We start from the raw sequence: 17,745 nt of genomic DNA, 5'->3' as shown, positions 1-17,745 counted from the left end.
TGCAGCGCGGCGCGCGGGTTGAAATCGTAGCAATTCTTCTGGCAACCGACGCAGGTCGGGCAATAGCCGTTTTTGACGAGGACCGGTGGGGAATGGCCATAGGCTTTCTGGATCGGCGCCGCACATGCCCATGCGGCAGCCATAATCGATCTTGATGCCGGCAGATTCCAGTCCTTCGAGCAGGGAGCGGTTGGGCTGGGCGGCGAAGGCCTGGCCGGTGCCTCGATCAAGAACGATATCGGCGGCGGGTTGCGGCGCGCCGGCTTCGCGCAAGGCGGGGAGATCGACGGCGACCCGGGGTTCGGCGGGGGCGTTGAGGCGGGCGAAGGCGCGCTCTTCGGCAAGGCCGGAATAGGCAATACGCGCCGCGACGATGCCGGCCAGTGCGAGGAAGGCGTAGCCGGCAAAGGCTGGCACAGGCAGGCCGCTGAACTCAGCGATGCCGCCCGCCAAAGTCGGCGAGGCGAACCAGTAGAACAGCAGCAGCGCGGCCATCGAAAAGGCTAGCGCCGACTTGTAACGGCTGATCGGCAGGATGCGGGTAATGGCCATGAACAGGCCCATGGCGAGCCCGATGCAGAGCGCCATGTGTTCGAAATAGCCGAGTGCCCCGTCCAATGTGGGGTTGGGTGCAGTGAAAAAGCCAAGGATCAGGCCGGGCAGCGCGGCGACGAAGAATTCGCGGTGGCCGGAATACCAGGTGTCGGCGTCGGCCAGATCGGAATGCAGCGCGGCGCGCGGGTTGAAATCGTAGCAATTCTTCTGGCAACCGACGCAGGTCGGGCAATAGCCGTTTTTGACGAGGACCGGTGGGGAATGGCCATAGGCTTTCTGGATCGGCGCCAGCGGGCAGAAGGTGCCGCACCAGCCACTGCGACCCTTGAAAGCAATGCCACCGAGAAAGGCCAGGCCGAGCGAGCCCAGGATCAGCACCATCAATGCCGGCGCCTGCAGGTTGAACACCAGCGGACGCAGCAGCACCGCGCCGAAGAACAGCAGCGCCGAAATCAGATAGGCGGCGATCTTGAACCGCATCGGCAGGGTGCGCTTGCCGGCAAAACCAAAGGTGCGCGGCAACTGATTGAGCAGCGCCATCGGACAGACCTGGCGCCAGAAGCCGGGAATGAAGGCAAACATCAGCGGCAGCAGCGGAATGACCAGTTTCCAGAACAGGTCGAGACCGCGTTTGCTATCGACCGCCAGCAGCGCGACCATGCCAAAGGTGAACAAGAGGGTGGCGATGCGCAGGGTCCACCAGAACCATTGCGGCAGGCGGGTGGGGATTTCGAGATAGCTGGCGAAACGACTGGGAGCGGCTTTGGTGGGAGCGGCGTCGATGGTCATGGCGCGTTCCCGGTGCTAACGGCGTTGACTGAGGTCGGTGGTCCAGCGCAGGCGCAGCGACAGGATGCGCCCCAGATCGAGCAGGATCTGGCGGCCGAGCACGGCGTCCCAGCTGCTCAGGTGTTCGAAATTGGCGCGGCTGATGCGGATGGCGGTGCCATCGCTGCGGGCGCGAATGCCGGCGCTGCGTGGTTGGCCGTCAAAGAAAGCGATTTCGCCGAACACCGAGCCTTCCGGGATAACGGTGAGGGCAGGGCCGCGCACCGTGCCCGGGAGCACCACTTCGACACTCCCGGCGGTGAGAATGTAAAACGCGTCGTCGCTGTCGCCGGCATGGAGCAGCACCTGACCACGCGCGAAACTGAGGGTTTCGGCATGGGCGAGGATTTTCTTCCAGCTCGCCGGAGGCAGGTTTTCAAGGAAGATGAAATCGGGCGCGGCCGCAACGGATGCGGTGGTTTCGGCCGGATAGTCGAACAGGCCCATCATTGCCTCCACGCGATCATGGGAGACGATAGTTGAGGCGCTGGGGGAGTCAAGCAAGGCCGATCCCGGTGGACCGGCCCCGAAAGCCTTAGGCCATTGTGGGCATTTGGAATTCGGCGCCATCCTTGATGCCCGAGGGCCAGCGGGCGGTTACGGTTTTGGTTTTGGTCCAGAATTTCATGGCGTCGGTGCCATGCTGGTTCAGATCGCCAAAGGCCGAGGCCTTCCAGCCGCCGAAGCTGTGATAGGCCAGCGGCACCGGCACCGGCACGTTGATGCCGACCATCCCCACATTGACGCGGGCGGCGAAATCGCGCGCGGCGTCGCCATCACGGGTAAAGATGGCGGTGCCGTTACCATAGGGATTGTCCATCACCAGCTTGAGGGCGCTTTCATAGGTCTTGGAGCGGACGACCGAGAGCACCGGGCCGAAGATTTCTTCCTTGTAGATGTCCATTTCCGGCGTGACGTGGTCGAACAGGCTCGGTCCGACGAAGTAGCCGTTTTCGTAACCCTGCAGCGAGAGGCCGCGGCCATCGACGGCCAGCGTTGCGCCCTGTGCGATGCCTTTTTCGACCAGGCCGAGAATCCGGTCCTTGGCGGCCTTGGTGATCACCGGGCCCATGTCGGAAGCCTTGTCAGTCGCGGGGCCGATCTTGAGGGCTTCGATACGGGGCTTGAGCGCGGCAATGATGCGGTCGGCGGTGGCATCACCGACCGGAACGGCGACCGAAATGGCCATGCAGCGTTCGCCAGCCGAGCCATAGCCAGCGCCCATCAGCGCGTCGGCGGCCTTTTCCATATCGGCATCGGGCATGATGATCATGTGGTTCTTGGCGCCGCCGAAGGCCTGGACGCGCTTGCCGTGAGCGGCGGCGGTTGCATAGACGTAGCGGGCGATCGGGGTGGAGCCGACGAAGGACACGGCGCCGATTTCGTCATGGGCGAGGATGCCGTCGACAGTGGCCTTGCCACCATGCACGACGTTGAGAATGCCCTTGGGCAGGCCGGCCTCGATCATCAACTGAGCCAGCATCACCGGCACCGATGGATCGCGTTCGGAGGGCTTGAGGATGAAGGCATTGCCGGCGGCAATGGCCGGCGACAGCATCCATAGCGGGATCATCGCCGGGAAGTTGAACGGGGTGATGCCGGCGCCGATGCCGACAGCCTGGCGCATTGAATACATATCGATGGCGGGACCAGCGCCTTCGGTAAATTCGCCCTTCATCAGGTGCGGCGCGCCGGCGGCAAATTCCGCAACTTCCAGGCCGCGTACAATGTCGCCCTTGGCGTCCTCGATGGTCTTGCCATGTTCGCGGCTCAGGAGTTCAGCCAGCTTGTCCATGTCGCGGTTGATCAGGGCGACGAAATTGAAGAATACGCGAGCGCGGCGCTGTGGATTGGTGGCGGCCCATTTTGGTTGAGCGGCGGCGGCGGAGGCAACGGCAGCGTTGAGATCGGCTTGCGTGGCCAGTGCGACGCGGGCCTGCACTTCGCCGGTCGCCGGGTTGAACACGTCCTGGAATTCGGCACTGTTGCCGGTAGTTTCGACGCCGTCGATGAAATGGCCGATGGTGCGCATATAGGTCTCCCTTGTTGGGGAGGAGTCATCGTCCTATAACTGGCGCATAGCAACGAGATGTATTCCGTATCGGTTGTGCAAAAAGTGTAGAACGATGAACTGGGACGATGTGCGGATTTTTCTGGCGGTGGCGCGGCAGAAGCAGATTCTGGGTGCGGCGCGCAGCCTGCAACTGAACCACGCGACAGTGGCGCGGCGGTTGACGGCGCTGGAGCAGGCGCTGGGGACGCGCCTGTTCGTGCGCAAGACCAATGGCAGCGACCTGTCGGCGGAGGGCGAGAAGTTTCTCGGTTTTGCCGAAGCGATGGAAAGCCAGATGCTGGCGGCGCAGGAGGCGACCGGTGGCGGTGAGGCGATCAGCGGTACGGTGCGTGTCGGCGCGCCGGATGGGTTCGGCGTGGCGTTTCTGGCGCCGCGGCTGGGGGAGTTGATCGAACGGCATAAGGGTTTGCGGATCGAACTGGTGCCGGTACCGCGCACGTTTTCACTGTCGCGGCGCGAGGCCGATATTGCGGTAACGCTGGAGCGGCCGCGCGAGGGGCGTTTGGTGGCGCGCAAGCTGACGGATTATCGGCTGGGGCTGTATGCCAGCGCGGACTATCTGGCGCGGCACGGGACGCCGGAGCGGCTGGAGGATCTCGGCGGGCATCGGCTGGTGGGCTATGTCGATGACCTGCTGTTTTCGGCGTCGCTGGACTATACAGCCGACTATCTGAAATCGTGGCGGTCGGCGCTGGCGGTGTCATCGGCCATGGGCCAGACCGAGGCGGTGCGCGCCGGCGCGGGGATCGGCATCCTGCACAGTTTCATGGCGCGGCGCGATACGGCGCTGGTGCCGGTATTGCCTGAGCACGTGCTGACGCGCAGTTATTGGACCGTGGTGCATGAGGATTTGCGGGCGATCAGGCGGGTCGCGGTGGTGGCTGAGTTTTTGGCGGAGGTTGTGGGGCGGGATCGGACGATCTTTGGATGAGCTCCCTAACTTTCCCCCTTCTCCCCTTGAGGGAGAAGGTGCCCGAAGGGCGGATGAGGGGTTCTTTCTGGCCTCCGCGTTTGCGGCGCTAACCCCTCACCCTGATTTTCTGCTGGACGCAGAAAATCTGTCCTTGTTCGGTTCAAACCGCTCCACTGGAGCGGTTTGTGGCGATGCCACCACCTCCAAGTCCCTCAAGGGGCGAGGGTAGAAGGGGGTATCAGACCGCGATCCATCGCTGCTCACGATGCGATTGTGCCATGGCATGCACCGCGCGTTCGATATCCAGTCCCTCCGCAAATCCAATCGTCTGGCTGGGCCTGCCGTCGATCTTGTTGAGCAGTTCGTGGCATTCGATGATCTTGAGATCGTTGAAGCCGAGGCCGTGGCCCGGGGCGGGGATGAAGCGGTTGTACGGCTCGTGCGCTGGCGCGGTCAGGATGGTGCGGAAGCCCTGTTCGGTGCCGCGATCGCTGGTGGTGTAGAGCTGGAATTCGTTCATCCGCTCCTGATCATAGGTGATGGTGCCCCTGGAGCCGAAGATCTGCAGGGCGATGCGGCCCTTGCGGCCCCAGGCGGAACGGTTGAGTGCCATGACCCCGGAAGCGCCGGTCTCCAGTTCGAACAGCACGCTGGCGATGTCGAAAGTCTCGACATCGCGGGGGGTGCCGTCCTTGAGCGGGCGGGTGGGGAAGGGCTTGGCCATGCTGGCCATGACCCGGGAGACGTTGCCGAATAGATAATGCAGCAGCGACAGCGGATGCACGCCGAAGTCGTCGAGTGCGCCGTAGCCGGAACTGGCTTCGCTCTTCCAGTAGAAGGTGGCGGTGGGGTCGGCCATGAAGTCCTCGTCCATTTCGACGCGGACGTGGTTGACCGTGCCGATGGTGTCTTCAGCCAGGAGTTGGCTTATGTGCCGCATCATCGGGTTCTGGATGTAATTGTAGCCCAGCACGGTGGTTTTGCCGGAGGCTTTGGCGGCGTCCGCCATCCGCTCGGCATCGGCCAGCGCCGGCGCCATCGGCTTTTCGCACCAGACGTGTTTGCCAGCCTCAAGCGCTGCGATGGCCATTTCGGCGTGGAAGGCGTTGGGCGTGGTGATCGAAACCACATCGACATCCGGGTTAGCAATCAGCTCGCGCCAGTCCCCGGTGGCCTGCTCAAAACCGAATTCGGCGGCGCGCTGGGTGGCCAGGTCCGGATTGGCTTCGGCCAGATGAACGAGGCGCGGGCGGGGAATATCGCCAAACACCGGCAGCACGCTGTTCCACGCCAGAGCGTGGCATTTGCCCATATAGCCGGTGCCGATCAGGCCAATGCCCAAGGATTTCATGGATAACTCCTGCAATTTCACAATGAAATCAGCATTCAGCTTGCCGCTCAATTGGAATGTGGCTTCTATGCGTAGAATGGCCAAGGAGAACAAGTTTGACACGGGAGAGGTTGGTGGAGGCGCCGCAGGATTTTGAGGGGCTGCGTCAAGCCATTCTGGAACGGCGGTCGGAGCTGCCGAAGCGGCTGATGCAGGTGGCGGCCTATAGCCTCGATCATCCCGATGAAATTGCGTTTGGGACGGTGGCGAGCATTGCCAGTTCGGCGCATGTGCAGCCTTCGACGCTGGTGCGGTTCGCCCAGCATCTGGGGTTTGAAGGCTTTTCCGGGCTACAGCTGATTTTCCGGGCGCGGCTGCGGGAGCGCAATTCGTCCTATGAAGACCGGCTGAAATCGATCGAAGCCGATACCACCGAGGTCAGCGAGAATGTTGCCATCCTCAACGGCTTTCTGGCGGCGGCGGGGCGCTCGATCGAGACGCTGGCCAAGTCGGCGGATCCCGATACCTTTGAAAAATCAGTGGAAATTCTGGCCAAGGCGGAAACCATCTACCTGATCGCCAAGCGTCGGGCGGCGCCGATCAGCACCTATATGGCCTATGCGTTCGGTAAATTGCGGGTGCGCAATGTGCTGGTGGGGACGGCCGCCGGGATCGATGACGATCTGGTGGCGATGGCCGGACCCAAGGATGCGGCCATCGCCATTTCGTTTTCGCCCTACGCGCAGGAAACCATGGGGCAGGCGCGAGCGCTGGCCGCAAGGAAGATCCCACTGGTGGCGATGACCGATTCGGCGTTTTCGCCCCTGGCGGAAAGCGCGACGGAATGGTTCGAGATTGTCGAGGCCGATCATGCCGGGTTTCGTTCGCTTTCGGCCGGGATGGCGCTGGCAATGGCATTGACCGTGGCGGTTGCAGAGCGCCGTCGCCGTCATAAAGATGAGCGATAACGAGCGCCTGCCGCTCAACTCAAACGAGCCGCTTTTAGAACATAAATTCTATCCAGCGAAATTTCTGGAATTCACGTTTCATTTTGATTGACGCTTTGGGCCCGCCGAAATAGAACCGAAGCGGCGGAGCAAACCGCTGTGCGAAGGAGAGCGCCATGGCCAATGCGACCGTTCAGGACGAGGGGATCAGCCTTGACGTGATCACCATCGGACGGTCATCGGTGGACCTCTATGGCCAGCAGATCGGCAACAAGCTGGAAGACGTGGCGAGCTTTTCCAAAGCGGTCGGCGGATGCCCCTCCAACATTGCTATCGGCACCGCGCGGCTGGGGCTGAAATCGGCGCTGATCACCCGCGTCGGTGACGAGCAGATGGGCCGGTTCATTCGCGAGCAGATGGTGCGTGAGGGCGTCGAGGTGCGCGGTATCGCCACCGACAAGCAGCGGCTGACGGCTTTGGTATTGCTCGGGGTGGAGAACGACCACTCGTTTCCAATGATTTTTTACCGCGAGAACTGCGCCGATATGGCGCTGGACGAGGGCGATGTGGACGAGGCGTTTATCGCTTCGTCGCGCGCCGTGCTGGTCAGCGGCACGCATTTTTCCAAGCCCAATACCGAGGCGGCGCAGCTCAAGGCGATCCGCATCGCCAAGGGCCTGGGGCGCAAGGTAATTTTCGATATCGATTATCGCCCGAACCTGTGGGGCCTGGCGGGGCACGCGGCGGGCGAAAGCCGTTACGTGGCGTCCGACTTCGTCTCGAGCAAGCTCAGGCCGGTGCTGGCATATTGCGACCTGATCGTGGGCACCGAGGAAGAGGTGCTGATTGCTGCGGGCGAAAGCGACCTGCTGGCGGCGCTCAAAACCATCCGCTCGGTGTCGAGTGGCACCATCGTGCTCAAGCGCGGCCCGATGGGCTGCATCGTTTATGACGGCGCCATTCCCGACCGGCTCGAAGATGGCATTGTAGGCACCGGCTTTCCGATCGAGGTCTATAATGTGCTGGGCGCTGGTGACAGCTTCATGTCGGGCTTTCTGCGCGGCTGGCTGGCGGGCGAGCCACACCAGACTTCGGCGACCTGGGCCAATGCCTGCGGCGCCTTCGCGGTATCGCGGCTGCTGTGTTCGCCAGAAATTCCGACCTTTGAAGAGTTGCAGTATTTCCTCAAGCACGGCTCCAAATTCCGCGCGCTGCGCAATGACGAGGCGATCAATCACATTCATCGCGCCACCACCCGGCGCGGCGACTACCCATCGCTGATGGCGCTGGCGATCGATCATCGCTCGCAGCTCGAAGAGATTGCCGGTGAGTTCGGCAAGGGCGATACCGCTATTGCCGACTTCAAGGTGTTGGCAGTGGAAGCCGCTGCGCGGGTGGCCAAGGGGCGGCCCGGCTATGGCATGCTGCTCGACGACAAGCATGGCCGCAAGGCGCTGTTTGCGGCGCAAAAGCATGGCTTCTGGATCGGCAAGCCGTTCGAGGAGCCGGGGTCGCGGCCGCTGCGGTTCGAGTTCTATCAGGATGCCGGCAGCCGGTTGATCGACTGGCATATCGAGCACTGCATCAAGGTGCTGTGTTTTTATCATCCTGACGATGCAGCGGCGTTGAAGGCCGAACAGATTGCCAAGCTGCAGGAATTGCAGGCGGCCGCCAACAAGGTAGGCCGGGAACTGCTGATCGAGATCATTGCCGGCAAGCATGGCACGCTCGATGCACGCACCATCCCGCGGGCGCTCGAAGAGATGTATGCGGCCGGATTGAAGCCCGATTGGTGGAAGCTGGAACCGCAGGCTTCGGCAGAGGCGTGGCGGTCCATTGACGCCACAATCAAGGCCAATGATCCGTGGTGCCGCGGTGTGGTACTGCTCGGACTTGAGGCGCCACAGGCAGAGCTTGAAATCGGGTTTGCGGCGGCGCAGGCAGCTTCGGTGGTCAAGGGCTTTGCCGTTGGGCGGACGATCTTTGGCGAAGCGGCGCGCGGGTGGCTTGGTGGCAAGATCACTGACGAGCAGGCGATTGCCGATATGGCCGGAAAGTTTGCGGCGCTGACGGCGGCCTGGGAGCGGGCACGGTCGGCTGGTTAGACTACGATACCCCACCCCCGTCCCTCCCCACAAGGAGGAGGGAGACGATGGAACCGCGCGTTCCATGGGGTTGGGGCGTGATGAATGAGAGGGTCTCCCTCCCCCTTGTGGGGAGGGGACAGGGGTGGGGGCCTTCAGGCCAACGCCATGCGAACGAAAACGAGGGACTTGGCGATGAGCCAGAAGACAGTTCGATTGACGATGGCCCAAGCCTTGGCCCGTTTCCTGACCATGCAGAAGACCGAGATCGATGGGCAGATCGTGCCGATCTTTGGTGGCGTGTTCGCGATTTTCGGCCATGGCAACGTGGCCGGGATCGGCGAGGCGCTGCACGGCATCAAGGATGTGCTGCCGACCTATCGCGGGCAGAACGAGCAGGGCATGGCCAATGCGGCGGTGGCCTATGCCAAGGCCAGTTTCCGGCAGCGGTTCATGGTCTGCACCACCTCGATCGGGCCGGGCGCGCTCAACATGGTGACCTCGGCGGCGCTGGCGCATGTCAACCGCTTGCCGGTGCTGTTGCTGCCGGGCGACGTGTTTGCCAATCGGCGGCCCGACCCGGTGTTGCAGCAGGCCGAGGATTTCGGCGACGGCACCACCACGGTCAATGATTGCTTCAGGCCGGTGAGCCGCTATTTCGACCGCATCACCCGCCCCGAACAGATCATGCCGGCGCTGCATCGAGCAATGCAGGTTTTGACCGATCCGTCCGAATGCGGGCCGGTGACGCTGAGCCTGTGCCAGGATGTGCAGGCGGAAGCCTATGATTATCCCGAGCAGTTTTTTGCCGAAAAGGTCTGGCGGCAGCGCCGGCCAATGCCGGATGCCGATGAATTTGCCGAAGCGGCGGCGGCCCTGTTGCAGGCGAAAAAGCCGGTGATCATTGCTGGCGGCGGCGTGTTGTATTCGCAGGCCAGCGGCGCGCTGGCGCGGTTTGCCGAGACGCACGGGATTCCGGTTTTGGAAACGCAGGCGGGCAAATCCAGCCTGCCGCATGCTCACCCGATGAATATGGGTTCGGTCGGGGTGACCGGCACTTCGGCGTCGAACCGATTGGCCGAACAGGCCGACGTGGTGCTGGCGGTGGGCTCGCGGCTGCAGGATTTCACTACCGGGTCGTGGGCGCTGTTCAAGAATGACGGGCTCAAGATCATCGGACTGAATACCCAGGTGTTCGACGCCGCCAAGCACCGGGCGCTGCCGCTGGTGGCGGATGCGCGGGTCGGGCTGGAAGCGCTGGATGCGGCGCTGCTGGGCTGGGAGGCCGACAAGGCCTGGACCAATGGCGCGCGCGACGGCAAGGCCGATTGGCTGCATGCGGCGGACAAGGCCACGGCGGCAACCAATGTGGCGCTGCCATCGGATGGCCAGGTGATTGGTGCGGTGCAGCGGGCGCGCGGTGGCGACAGCGTGCTGGTGTGTGCATCGGGCGGCCTGCCGGGCGAATTGCACAAGCTGTGGCAGCCGAACGGGCCGGGCACCTATCACATGGAATATGGTTTTTCGACCATGGGCTATGAGATCGCCGGCGGGCTGGGCGTCAAGCTGGCGCGACCCAATGACGATGTGATCGTGATGCTGGGCGATGGCAGCTACATGATGATGAATTCCGAGATCGTCTCGTCGATCATGCTGGGGGCAAAGCTGACCATCGTGGTGCTCGACAATGGCGGGTTTGGCTGTATCAACCGGCTGCAGATGGCTACCGGCGGGGCCAATTTCAACAATCTGCTGGCTGATACGCGTCACGTCGAACTGCCGGGCATCGATTTTGCCGCGCATGCCCGGGCGATGGGTGCGGTGGCGCGCAAGGTCGGCTCGATTGCCGATCTGGAAGCAGCCTTGCACGAGGCCAAGGGCGATGAGCGCACCAGCGTCATCGTCATCGATACCGATCCGCTGATCACTACGGACGAAGGCGGGCATTGGTGGGATGTGGCAGTGCCGGAGGTTTCGGTGCGGCCAAGCGTCAATGCGGCGCGGGCCGAATATGTAAAGGCGATCAAGGCGCAGGTCTTGGGCTGATTGCGTGACTGTGAATGGAGCAGAAATTGAAAGCCAAACTCGGCATGTCGCCCATCGCGTGGTGGAACGACGATCTGGTGGAACTGAGCGATGACGTATCGCTGGAAGAATGCCTGCGGCAGTCGCGCTCGGCGGGTTTTACCGGCATGGAAAAGGGCCGGCGGTTCCCGGATGATCCGGCGGTGATGCTGCCGATCCTGCGGGCGGCGGATGTGACGCTGTGCGGTGGCTGGTTCTCGGGCACGCTGGTCAATGAGGACCTGAGCGCCAACAAGGCGCGCATTGCGCCGATGATCGAGCTGTTCAAGGCCGTCGATGCGCCCTGCATCGTTTATGGCGAAGTGGGCCGTTCGATCCAGGGGGATCGTTCAAAGCCTTTGGCCACCAAGCCGAAACTGTCCGATGACGAGATGAAGGCCTATGCCCGCAAGGTCACCGAATTTGGCGAGTGGTGCGCCGAACAAGGCATGCCGCTGGCCTATCACCATCACATGGCGGCAGTGGTCGAGACCGAGCCGGAACTCGACGCGTTCATGGCGTCTTCGGGCGCGGGGATTCCGCTGCTGCTCGACGCCGGGCATCTGGCGTTTGCGGGCGGCAATGTGTTGCGGGCGATCGATAATCACCATGCAAGGATCAGCCATGTGCATGTCAAGGACGTGCGCATGGGGGTGATCGACAAGCTGGATCGGACCAGGCAGTCGTTCCTTGATGCGGTGGCCTTGGGCGCGTTCACCGTGCCCGGCGATGGATCGCTGGATTTTGGCGCCATCGTGCAGAAGTTTGCTGATTATGGCTATGAGGGCTGGTTCGTGGTTGAGGCCGAGCAGGACCCCAGGGCAAATCCGCCGCTGACCATGGCCCAGGTCGGGCACAAGGAATTGATGCGGGTGATGACCGCCGCCGGCTACACCGTAGAGACGCAGGGATTTCCGAGAGGTTAAGCTGCTGCACAGGCGGGCGCAGACCCGCCGCATGAGGAGGATGCCGCCATGTCGAAACTGCTGCTCAAGCCCCGGGGCAATTCCGGGCAGGTGCATCATGTCACCCCGGAAAGCGCCGGCTGGACCTATGTGGGGTTCGACCTGCATGTGATGGATGTGGGCGAGGTGGTTTCGGGCACGACCGGCAATCGCGAGATCTGCGTGGTGTTCGTTTCTGGCAAGGGCAAGGCCAGCGTCGACGGCAAGTCGTTTGGCGAACTGGGCGAGCGGATGAGCCCGTTCGAGGGCAAGCCGTGGTCGATCTATATTCCGGCCGAAAGCCAGTGGAAGGTGACGGCGACGACCGATGTGACCCTGGCGGTGTGTTCGGCGCCGGGCGTGGCGGGCAACTGGCCGGCGCGGGTGATTTCGCCCGCTGATGCCGAGGGGCTGACGCGCGGCAAGGGCAGCAATGTGCGCCATGTGGTCAACATTTTGCCCGAGACAGCAGATGCGGATTCGCTGCTGGTGGTGGAAGTGATCACCCCGGGCGGGCACACCTCGTCCTACCCGCCGCACAAGCACGATCAGGATAACCTGCCGCATGAAAGCCTGCTGGAAGAGACCTATTATCACCGCGTGAACCCGCCTCAGGGTTTCGGATTTCAGCGGGTTTATACCGATGACCGCTCGCTTGACGAGGCCATGGCGGTGGAAGACGGCGACGTGACGCTGGTGCCCAGGGGCTATCACCCGGTCGCGGCGACCCATGGTTATGATCTGTATTATCTCAACGTGATGGCCGGGCCGAAGCGGGTATGGAAATTCCACAATGCGCCCGAGCATGAGTGGCTGTTGAAGTAGGGACACGCCCTAATGGTGAGGTGCTTTGCTCTTGCAAAGCCTCGAACCACGAGGGCGTGCCTAGATCTTACCGCCCCTGAAATACGCTCTTATCCGCCAGAACCCCGGTGATCTCACTCACCGGCACGGCGCGTTTTTCTTTCACCGATTTGACGGCCGCATCGGCGAGGGCGAGGGCGATCAAACCATCGAGGCCGCTGGGCGAGGCCGGGGTTTTGGCCTCGACCGCTTCGATGAAGGTGCGGATCTCGTTGGCATAGGCTTCGGTGTAGCGGGTCATGAAGAAATCGTGCAGCGGTGGGCGGGTATAGCCCTTGGCATTGGCGACTTCGATGGATACCGGGCGCTGGTTTTCGGCCGAGACCGCGCCTTTTGAACCGTGCACTTCGATGCGCTGGTCATAGCCATAAGTGGCGCGGCGCGAGTTGGAGATGGTGGCATGCTTGCCGGTGGCGGTGGTCAGAATGACGCTGACGCTGTCATAATCGCCGGCAGCGCCAATGGCGGGATCGACCAGGTTGGAGGCATAGGCGGTGACGGTGTCGATTTCCTCGCCGAGCAGGAAGCGGGCCATGTCGAAATCGTGGATGGTCATATCGCGGAAAATGCCGCCCGAGCGCTTGATGTAGTCGACCGGTGGGGCGCCGGGATCGCGCGAGGTGATCTGCACCATTTCGACATCGCCAATTTCGCCGTTGGCGATGACATCGCGGACAGCCATGAAGTGCGGATCAAAGCGCCGGTTGAAGCCGACCATCAGGGTGCCGCCGACACTATCGACGACCTTGAGGCAGGCCTTGACGCGCTCGACATCGAGGTCGATCGGCTTTTCGCAAAAGATCGCCTTGCCGGCCTTGGTGAAACGCTCGATCAGATCGGCATGGGTATCGGTGGGGGTGCAGATCACCACCGCGTCGATACTCTTGTCGGCCTCGATCGCATCGATGGTCGAAATGGCGCAGCCATAGGCGGCGGCCAGATCGGCTGCAGCCTTGGGGAAGGCGTCGGCAACCACCACCAGCGTGGCGCTGGCATTGGCCGAAATGGCCTTGGCGTGAACCTTGCCGATACGGCCGGCACCCAAAAGGGCGAAGCGAACTGTCATTTGATTTGGCTCCGGAAGAGGGGGTAAAACCTGGTATCCGCCACAGGATAAAAGGCTGTCGCTTGGCGCGCACTGATTGGTCTTGGACCTGGCAGATATTCTACAGCAGAGGCCGTTGCGGCGGAAGCGAAAGCGGTGATCTGGCGTGCGATTTTGTGCCAAAAATTGGCGGAAATCCGGACCTTTGCAAGAATATCTTGCAGTGAAGTAGAGGGGGCCTTATTCGGGTGCGCAACCGGGTTGTGGCGCGGGTGCGGCAGGCCGATTTGAGATCTTGATTGCGACCTGGAGTTTGCGTTGGACCAGCAGAGTTTCGTGCTGACACTGTCATGCGAAGACCGCCCGGGGATCGTCGCCTCGGTGACCACCGAACTGGCGGCGCGTGGCGCCAATATCGCTGAGAGCAACCAGTTCTGGGACCGGCAGACCGGCCGGTTTTTCATGCGGCTGGCGTTTACCGCCCCGGCCGAAACCGGTCGCGAGCAACTCGAACTGGCGCTGAAGCCATCGATCCAGCGTTTTGGCATGAAGACCGAACTGGTGAGCCAGAGTCGCCGGCCAAGGCTTCTGGTCCTGGTTTCCAGGTTCGATCATGCGCTGCTGCATCTGCTGTACCAGATCAAGGTAGGCTGGCTGGAAGCCAACGTGGTCGGCATCGTGTCCAACCACGAAGATGCCCGCAAGATCGCCGAAGCCGAAGGTATTCCGTACCACTATTTGCCGGTGAACAGGGACGACAAGGCGGCGCAGGAAGCCCAGATCATGGCGCTGGTGCAGGCGCAGGGCGTCGACCTGGTGGTGCTGGCGCGGTATATGCAAATACTGTCCAATACTTTATCGACGCGGCTTTATGGCCAGATCATCAATATTCATCACTCGTTCCTGCCCAGTTTCAAGGGCGCCAAGCCCTATCATCAGGCCCATGAGCGTGGGGTCAAACTGATCGGCGCGACAGCGCATTATGTGACGCCGGACCTGGATGAGGGCCCGATCATCGAGCAGGAAACCGCGCGGGTGACGCATGCGCAAAGTGCCGAGGACCTGGTGGCGAGCGGGCGCGATGTAGAGGCGCGGGTGCTGGCGCGGGCGGTGAAATTGCACTGTGAGAGCCGGGTGATGCTCAACGGGCACAAGACAGTGGTTTTTGGGTAGGCTGGCCGCTGGTTGATCATGCCGGCCTGCAAATCGCGGACTTCTGCGCTTCCGGTGCTCACGTACTTTGGTACGCTCCGCTCCGGTTCTCGAAGGCCACAATTTTCGACTCGGCCTGACCAAACATCGACTCAGCCTAATGCGTAGGGCCAAGCAGAAAAGAGCATTAGAACGTTGTTCTAATGCGTTGGATTGCGTCGTCACGGTGCTGGCGGTTGACAGTTTGGGGTGGCGGGGTTCCTAGTCGGGTGAGGAATCCCATCGGAAGCGCCATGAATTTAGTCTCCGTTCAAGAGTGCCGTTCGGCGGCGCTGGTTGTGCTTGAACATGCCGGGGTGCCGGCGGCAGCGGCCGCATTGCAGGCCGATCTGTTGATCGAGGCGGAACTGCGCGCGGTGCCGTCGCATGGGCTGTTGCGGCTGGAGCGGATTATCCATCGCATCGGCAATGGCGTGGCCAGCGCCACGGCAACCGGCGCGCATGAGTGGCGTGGCGACGGGTTTTTGGCGGTGGATGGACAGGATGGGCTGGGGCCGGTGGTGGCGGTGTCGGCGCTCAAGGCCATTGCCGCGCGGGCGAAACGGACCGGCATTGCAGTGGCGGCGATTTCGCGCAGCAATCATATCGGCATGCTGGCCTATTATGCCGAAGCTATCGCGCTGGGCGGACAGGTGGGGATTGTGCTGTCGACCAGCGAGGCACTGGTGCATCCCTATGGCGGGCGCCAGGCGCTGCTGGGGACCAATCCGATTGCCATCGGCGTGCCCAATGGCGAGCGGCCCTTTGTCATCGATCTGGCAACGAGCCTGGTGTCGATGGGCGAAATTCATGATCGGGCACATCGCGGGCAGGCGCTGCCCGAAGGCTGGGCGCTCGACGAGCATGGCGACGCGACGACGGACGCCAATGCGGCCAAAAATGGGGCGATTGCGCCATTTGGACAGGCCAAAGGCTATGCACTAGGCCTGGCATTTGAACTGCTGGTGACAGCGCTGACCGGCGCGGCCCTGGGGCGCGACGTGATGGGCACGCTCGACGCCGACCGTAAAGCCAACAAGGGCGATGTGTTGATCGTGATCGATCCGCTATCCGGGCAGGGCGCAGCGATCAGTGCTTATCTCGATGCCATCCGCTCGGCAGAACCGGCGGCTGGATTTGACCAGGTGCTGATCCCCGGCGAGCGGGGCCGGGCGCTCAAGGAACAACGTCTCAAGGACGGCTTGCCGCTGGCGGAGAGCGTCTGGACCCGATTGCGGCAGATGCGCGACGACGTAAAAGGACTTCAAACATGAGCGAGTTTGCGATGCTGTCACTGCCAGAGGGAATGGAAAAGTTCGGGATCAGCGAAGCGGTCAGGACCGATCTGCTGATCGGCGGGGTTTGGCGCGGCGGTAGCGCTGGCAAGCGGGTGGAGGTGTTTGATCCTTCGACCGGCAAGGTGTTGACGAGCATTGCCGACGGCACGATCGAAGATGGCATTGCGGCAGTAGAGGCCGCAGCGGCGGCGGCGAAAAGCTGGGCGGCGACGGCGCCACGGCAGCGCGGCGAAATCCTGCGCAAATGCTGGGAATTGATGATGAGCCGGGCGGAAATGTTTGCCCAGCTGATCAGCCTGGAAAACGGCAAGGCGCTGCCCGATGCCCGCGGCGAAGTGGCTTACGCCGCCGAATTCTTTCGCTGGTTTTCCGAGGAAGCCGTGCGGATCAACGGCGATTTTTCGATTGCGCCGAGCGGCAATAACCGGATCATGGTGCAGTATCAGCCGATCGGGGTTTCGGTGCTGATTACGCCATGGAATTTCCCCGCAGCGATGGCGACGCGCAAGATGGCGCCGGCGCTGGCAGCTGGATGCACGGTGGTGCTCAAGCCCGCGACCGAAACACCGCTGACGGCGTTTGCCATGGCAGCGCTGATGGAAGAAGCGGGGGTGCCCAAGGGCGTGGTCAATGTGGTGACGACGTCCAATTCAGGCCCGGTCGTCAGCGCCATGCTGCACCATCCCGAGGTGCGCAAGCTGTCGTTTACCGGCTCAACCCAGGTGGGGCGCGTGCTGCTGCGCGAGGCGGCAGACCAGGTGATCAATTGTTCGATGGAATTGGGCGGCAATGCGCCCTTCGTGGTGTTTGACGATGCAGATCTGAACAAGGCGCTTGACGGCGCGATGATCGCCAAGATGCGCAATGGCGGCGAGGCCTGCACGGCGGCCAACCGGTTTTATGTGCAGTCGGGGATTGCCGAAAGGTTCGCGTCTGGACTGGCGCAGCGGATGGGCGCGATGAAGCAGGGCGCCGGCTATGGCGCCGGCGTGGCCGTGGGGCCATTGATCAACCAGAAGGCAGTGGACCGGATCCACGGCTGGGTGCAGGACGCGGTGGCGCGGGGCGCATCGGTGTTGACCGGGGGCACGGCGGGTGGCGGCGATGGGTATTATTATCCGCCGACGGTGATCACCAAGGTGCCGGCGGATTCCGCGCTGGTGCGCGACGAGATTTTTGGCCCAGTGGCGCCGGTGACGATTTTCGAGACGCTGGACGAGGCGGTCGCCCTGGCCAATGACAGCGAATATGGGCTGATCGCCTATGTCTATACCGAGGACTTGCGCAAGGGCATGCAAGTGGCTGATCGGTTCGAGGCCGGCATGGTCGGGCTCAACCGCGGCATCGTGTCAGACCCGGCGGCGCCGTTTGGCGGGGTCAAGCAGAGCGGGCTGGGCCGCGAGGGCGCCCATCACGGGATATTGGAGTTCTGTGAGGCGAAATATACGGCGGTGAGCTGGTAGCGAGCAACTGCGCCACGCCCTCGTGGTTCGAGGGTCGCTGCGCTCCCGCCTCACCATGAGGGTTACTTAGACACTCATACACTCGGTAGTCCTCATGGTGAGGTGCTTTGCTCTTGCAAAGCCTCGAACCACGAGGGCGTGGCAT

Annotated in this window: 14 protein-coding genes; 9 read left to right on the top strand and 5 right to left on the bottom strand. The window is 62.5% G+C overall.

The annotated features are described in order from the left end of the window. From ABIT12_RS16285 to ABIT12_RS16275, 3 genes are all read right to left on the bottom strand, one after another. On the bottom strand, positions 1-1,344 hold a 1,344-nt coding region (locus tag ABIT12_RS16285; protein ID WP_348045357.1), incomplete at its 3' end, for a 2Fe-2S iron-sulfur cluster-binding protein. Positions 1,345-1,359: 15 nt separating this feature from the next. Next, positions 1,360-1,887, bottom strand: coding sequence for a cyclic nucleotide-binding domain-containing protein (locus ABIT12_RS16280; protein ID WP_348045355.1), 528 nt, complete (start codon positions 1,885-1,887; stop codon positions 1,360-1,362). 31 nt (positions 1,888-1,918) lie between these two features. Then, positions 1,919-3,415 (bottom strand): CoA-acylating methylmalonate-semialdehyde dehydrogenase, encoded by a 1,497-nt coding sequence (locus ABIT12_RS16275; RefSeq protein ID WP_348045353.1) that lies wholly within the window; start codon positions 3,413-3,415, stop codon positions 1,919-1,921. A gap of 94 nt (positions 3,416-3,509) precedes the next feature. On the opposite strand from ABIT12_RS16275, the gene ABIT12_RS16270 reads away from it, so the two are divergent. Continuing rightward, positions 3,510-4,388 (top strand): LysR family transcriptional regulator, encoded by an 879-nt coding sequence (locus ABIT12_RS16270; RefSeq protein WP_348045351.1) that lies wholly within the window; start codon positions 3,510-3,512, stop codon positions 4,386-4,388. 220 nt (positions 4,389-4,608) lie between these two features. Here ABIT12_RS16270 and ABIT12_RS16265 read toward each other — a convergent pair whose 3' ends face one another. After that, on the bottom strand, positions 4,609-5,721 hold the full coding sequence (locus ABIT12_RS16265) for a Gfo/Idh/MocA family oxidoreductase (RefSeq protein WP_348045349.1): 1,113 nt from the start codon (positions 5,719-5,721) through the stop codon (positions 4,609-4,611). 95 nt (positions 5,722-5,816) lie between these two features. On the opposite strand from ABIT12_RS16265, the gene ABIT12_RS16260 reads away from it, so the two are divergent. The 5 genes from ABIT12_RS16260 to iolB all read left to right on the top strand — a co-directional run bounded on the left by ABIT12_RS16260 (position 5,817) and on the right by iolB (position 12,564). Beyond that, positions 5,817-6,668, top strand: coding sequence for a MurR/RpiR family transcriptional regulator (locus tag ABIT12_RS16260; RefSeq protein ID WP_348045347.1), 852 nt, complete (start codon positions 5,817-5,819; stop codon positions 6,666-6,668). Between the two features lie 155 nt (positions 6,669-6,823). Further along, positions 6,824-8,752 (top strand): 5-dehydro-2-deoxygluconokinase, encoded by a 1,929-nt coding sequence (gene iolC, locus ABIT12_RS16255; protein ID WP_348045345.1) that lies wholly within the window; start codon positions 6,824-6,826, stop codon positions 8,750-8,752. 174 nt (positions 8,753-8,926) lie between these two features. Further along, the gene (gene iolD / locus ABIT12_RS16250; protein ID WP_348045343.1) at positions 8,927-10,777 is read left to right on the top strand and encodes a 3D-(3,5/4)-trihydroxycyclohexane-1,2-dione acylhydrolase (decyclizing); all 1,851 of its coding nucleotides are present in this window, start codon (positions 8,927-8,929) and stop codon (positions 10,775-10,777) included. A gap of 26 nt (positions 10,778-10,803) precedes the next feature. Then, a complete protein-coding gene (gene iolE, locus ABIT12_RS16245; RefSeq protein ID WP_348045341.1) occupies positions 10,804-11,721 on the top strand; it encodes a myo-inosose-2 dehydratase in 918 nt (305 codons plus the stop codon). Positions 11,722-11,769: 48 nt separating this feature from the next. Next, positions 11,770-12,564 carry a 5-deoxy-glucuronate isomerase gene (gene iolB, locus ABIT12_RS16240; protein WP_348045339.1) on the top strand — a complete coding sequence of 265 codons (795 nt, stop codon included), beginning with the start codon at positions 11,770-11,772 and terminating at the stop codon, positions 12,562-12,564. A 67-nt stretch (positions 12,565-12,631) separates the two neighbouring features. Here iolB and iolG read toward each other — a convergent pair whose 3' ends face one another. Continuing rightward, the gene (gene iolG, locus ABIT12_RS16235; RefSeq protein ID WP_348045337.1) at positions 12,632-13,669 is read right to left on the bottom strand and encodes an inositol 2-dehydrogenase; all 1,038 of its coding nucleotides are present in this window, start codon (positions 13,667-13,669) and stop codon (positions 12,632-12,634) included. Positions 13,670-13,966: 297 nt separating this feature from the next. Here iolG and purU point away from each other — a divergent pair, with 297 nt between their 5' ends. The 3 genes from purU (at position 13,967) to ABIT12_RS16220 (ending at position 17,600) form a co-directional block, all read left to right on the top strand. Further along, complete coding sequence (gene purU / locus ABIT12_RS16230; protein WP_348045335.1) at positions 13,967-14,821, top strand: formyltetrahydrofolate deformylase; 855 nt, start codon at positions 13,967-13,969, stop codon at positions 14,819-14,821. 272 nt (positions 14,822-15,093) lie between these two features. Continuing rightward, on the top strand, positions 15,094-16,113 hold the full coding sequence (locus tag ABIT12_RS16225) for an Ldh family oxidoreductase (protein ID WP_348045333.1): 1,020 nt from the start codon (positions 15,094-15,096) through the stop codon (positions 16,111-16,113). Between the two features lie 11 nt (positions 16,114-16,124). Then, positions 16,125-17,600 carry an NAD-dependent succinate-semialdehyde dehydrogenase gene (locus ABIT12_RS16220; protein ID WP_407065636.1) on the top strand — a complete coding sequence of 492 codons (1,476 nt, stop codon included), beginning with the start codon at positions 16,125-16,127 and terminating at the stop codon, positions 17,598-17,600. Positions 17,601-17,745 lie beyond the last annotated feature (145 nt).

The organism is Devosia sp., assembly GCF_039927955.1.
GTDB lineage: Bacteria > Pseudomonadota > Alphaproteobacteria > Rhizobiales > Devosiaceae > Devosia.
The sequence above is the reverse complement of the archived record's forward strand: the minus strand, read 5'-3'. Positions and strand labels throughout refer to the sequence as shown.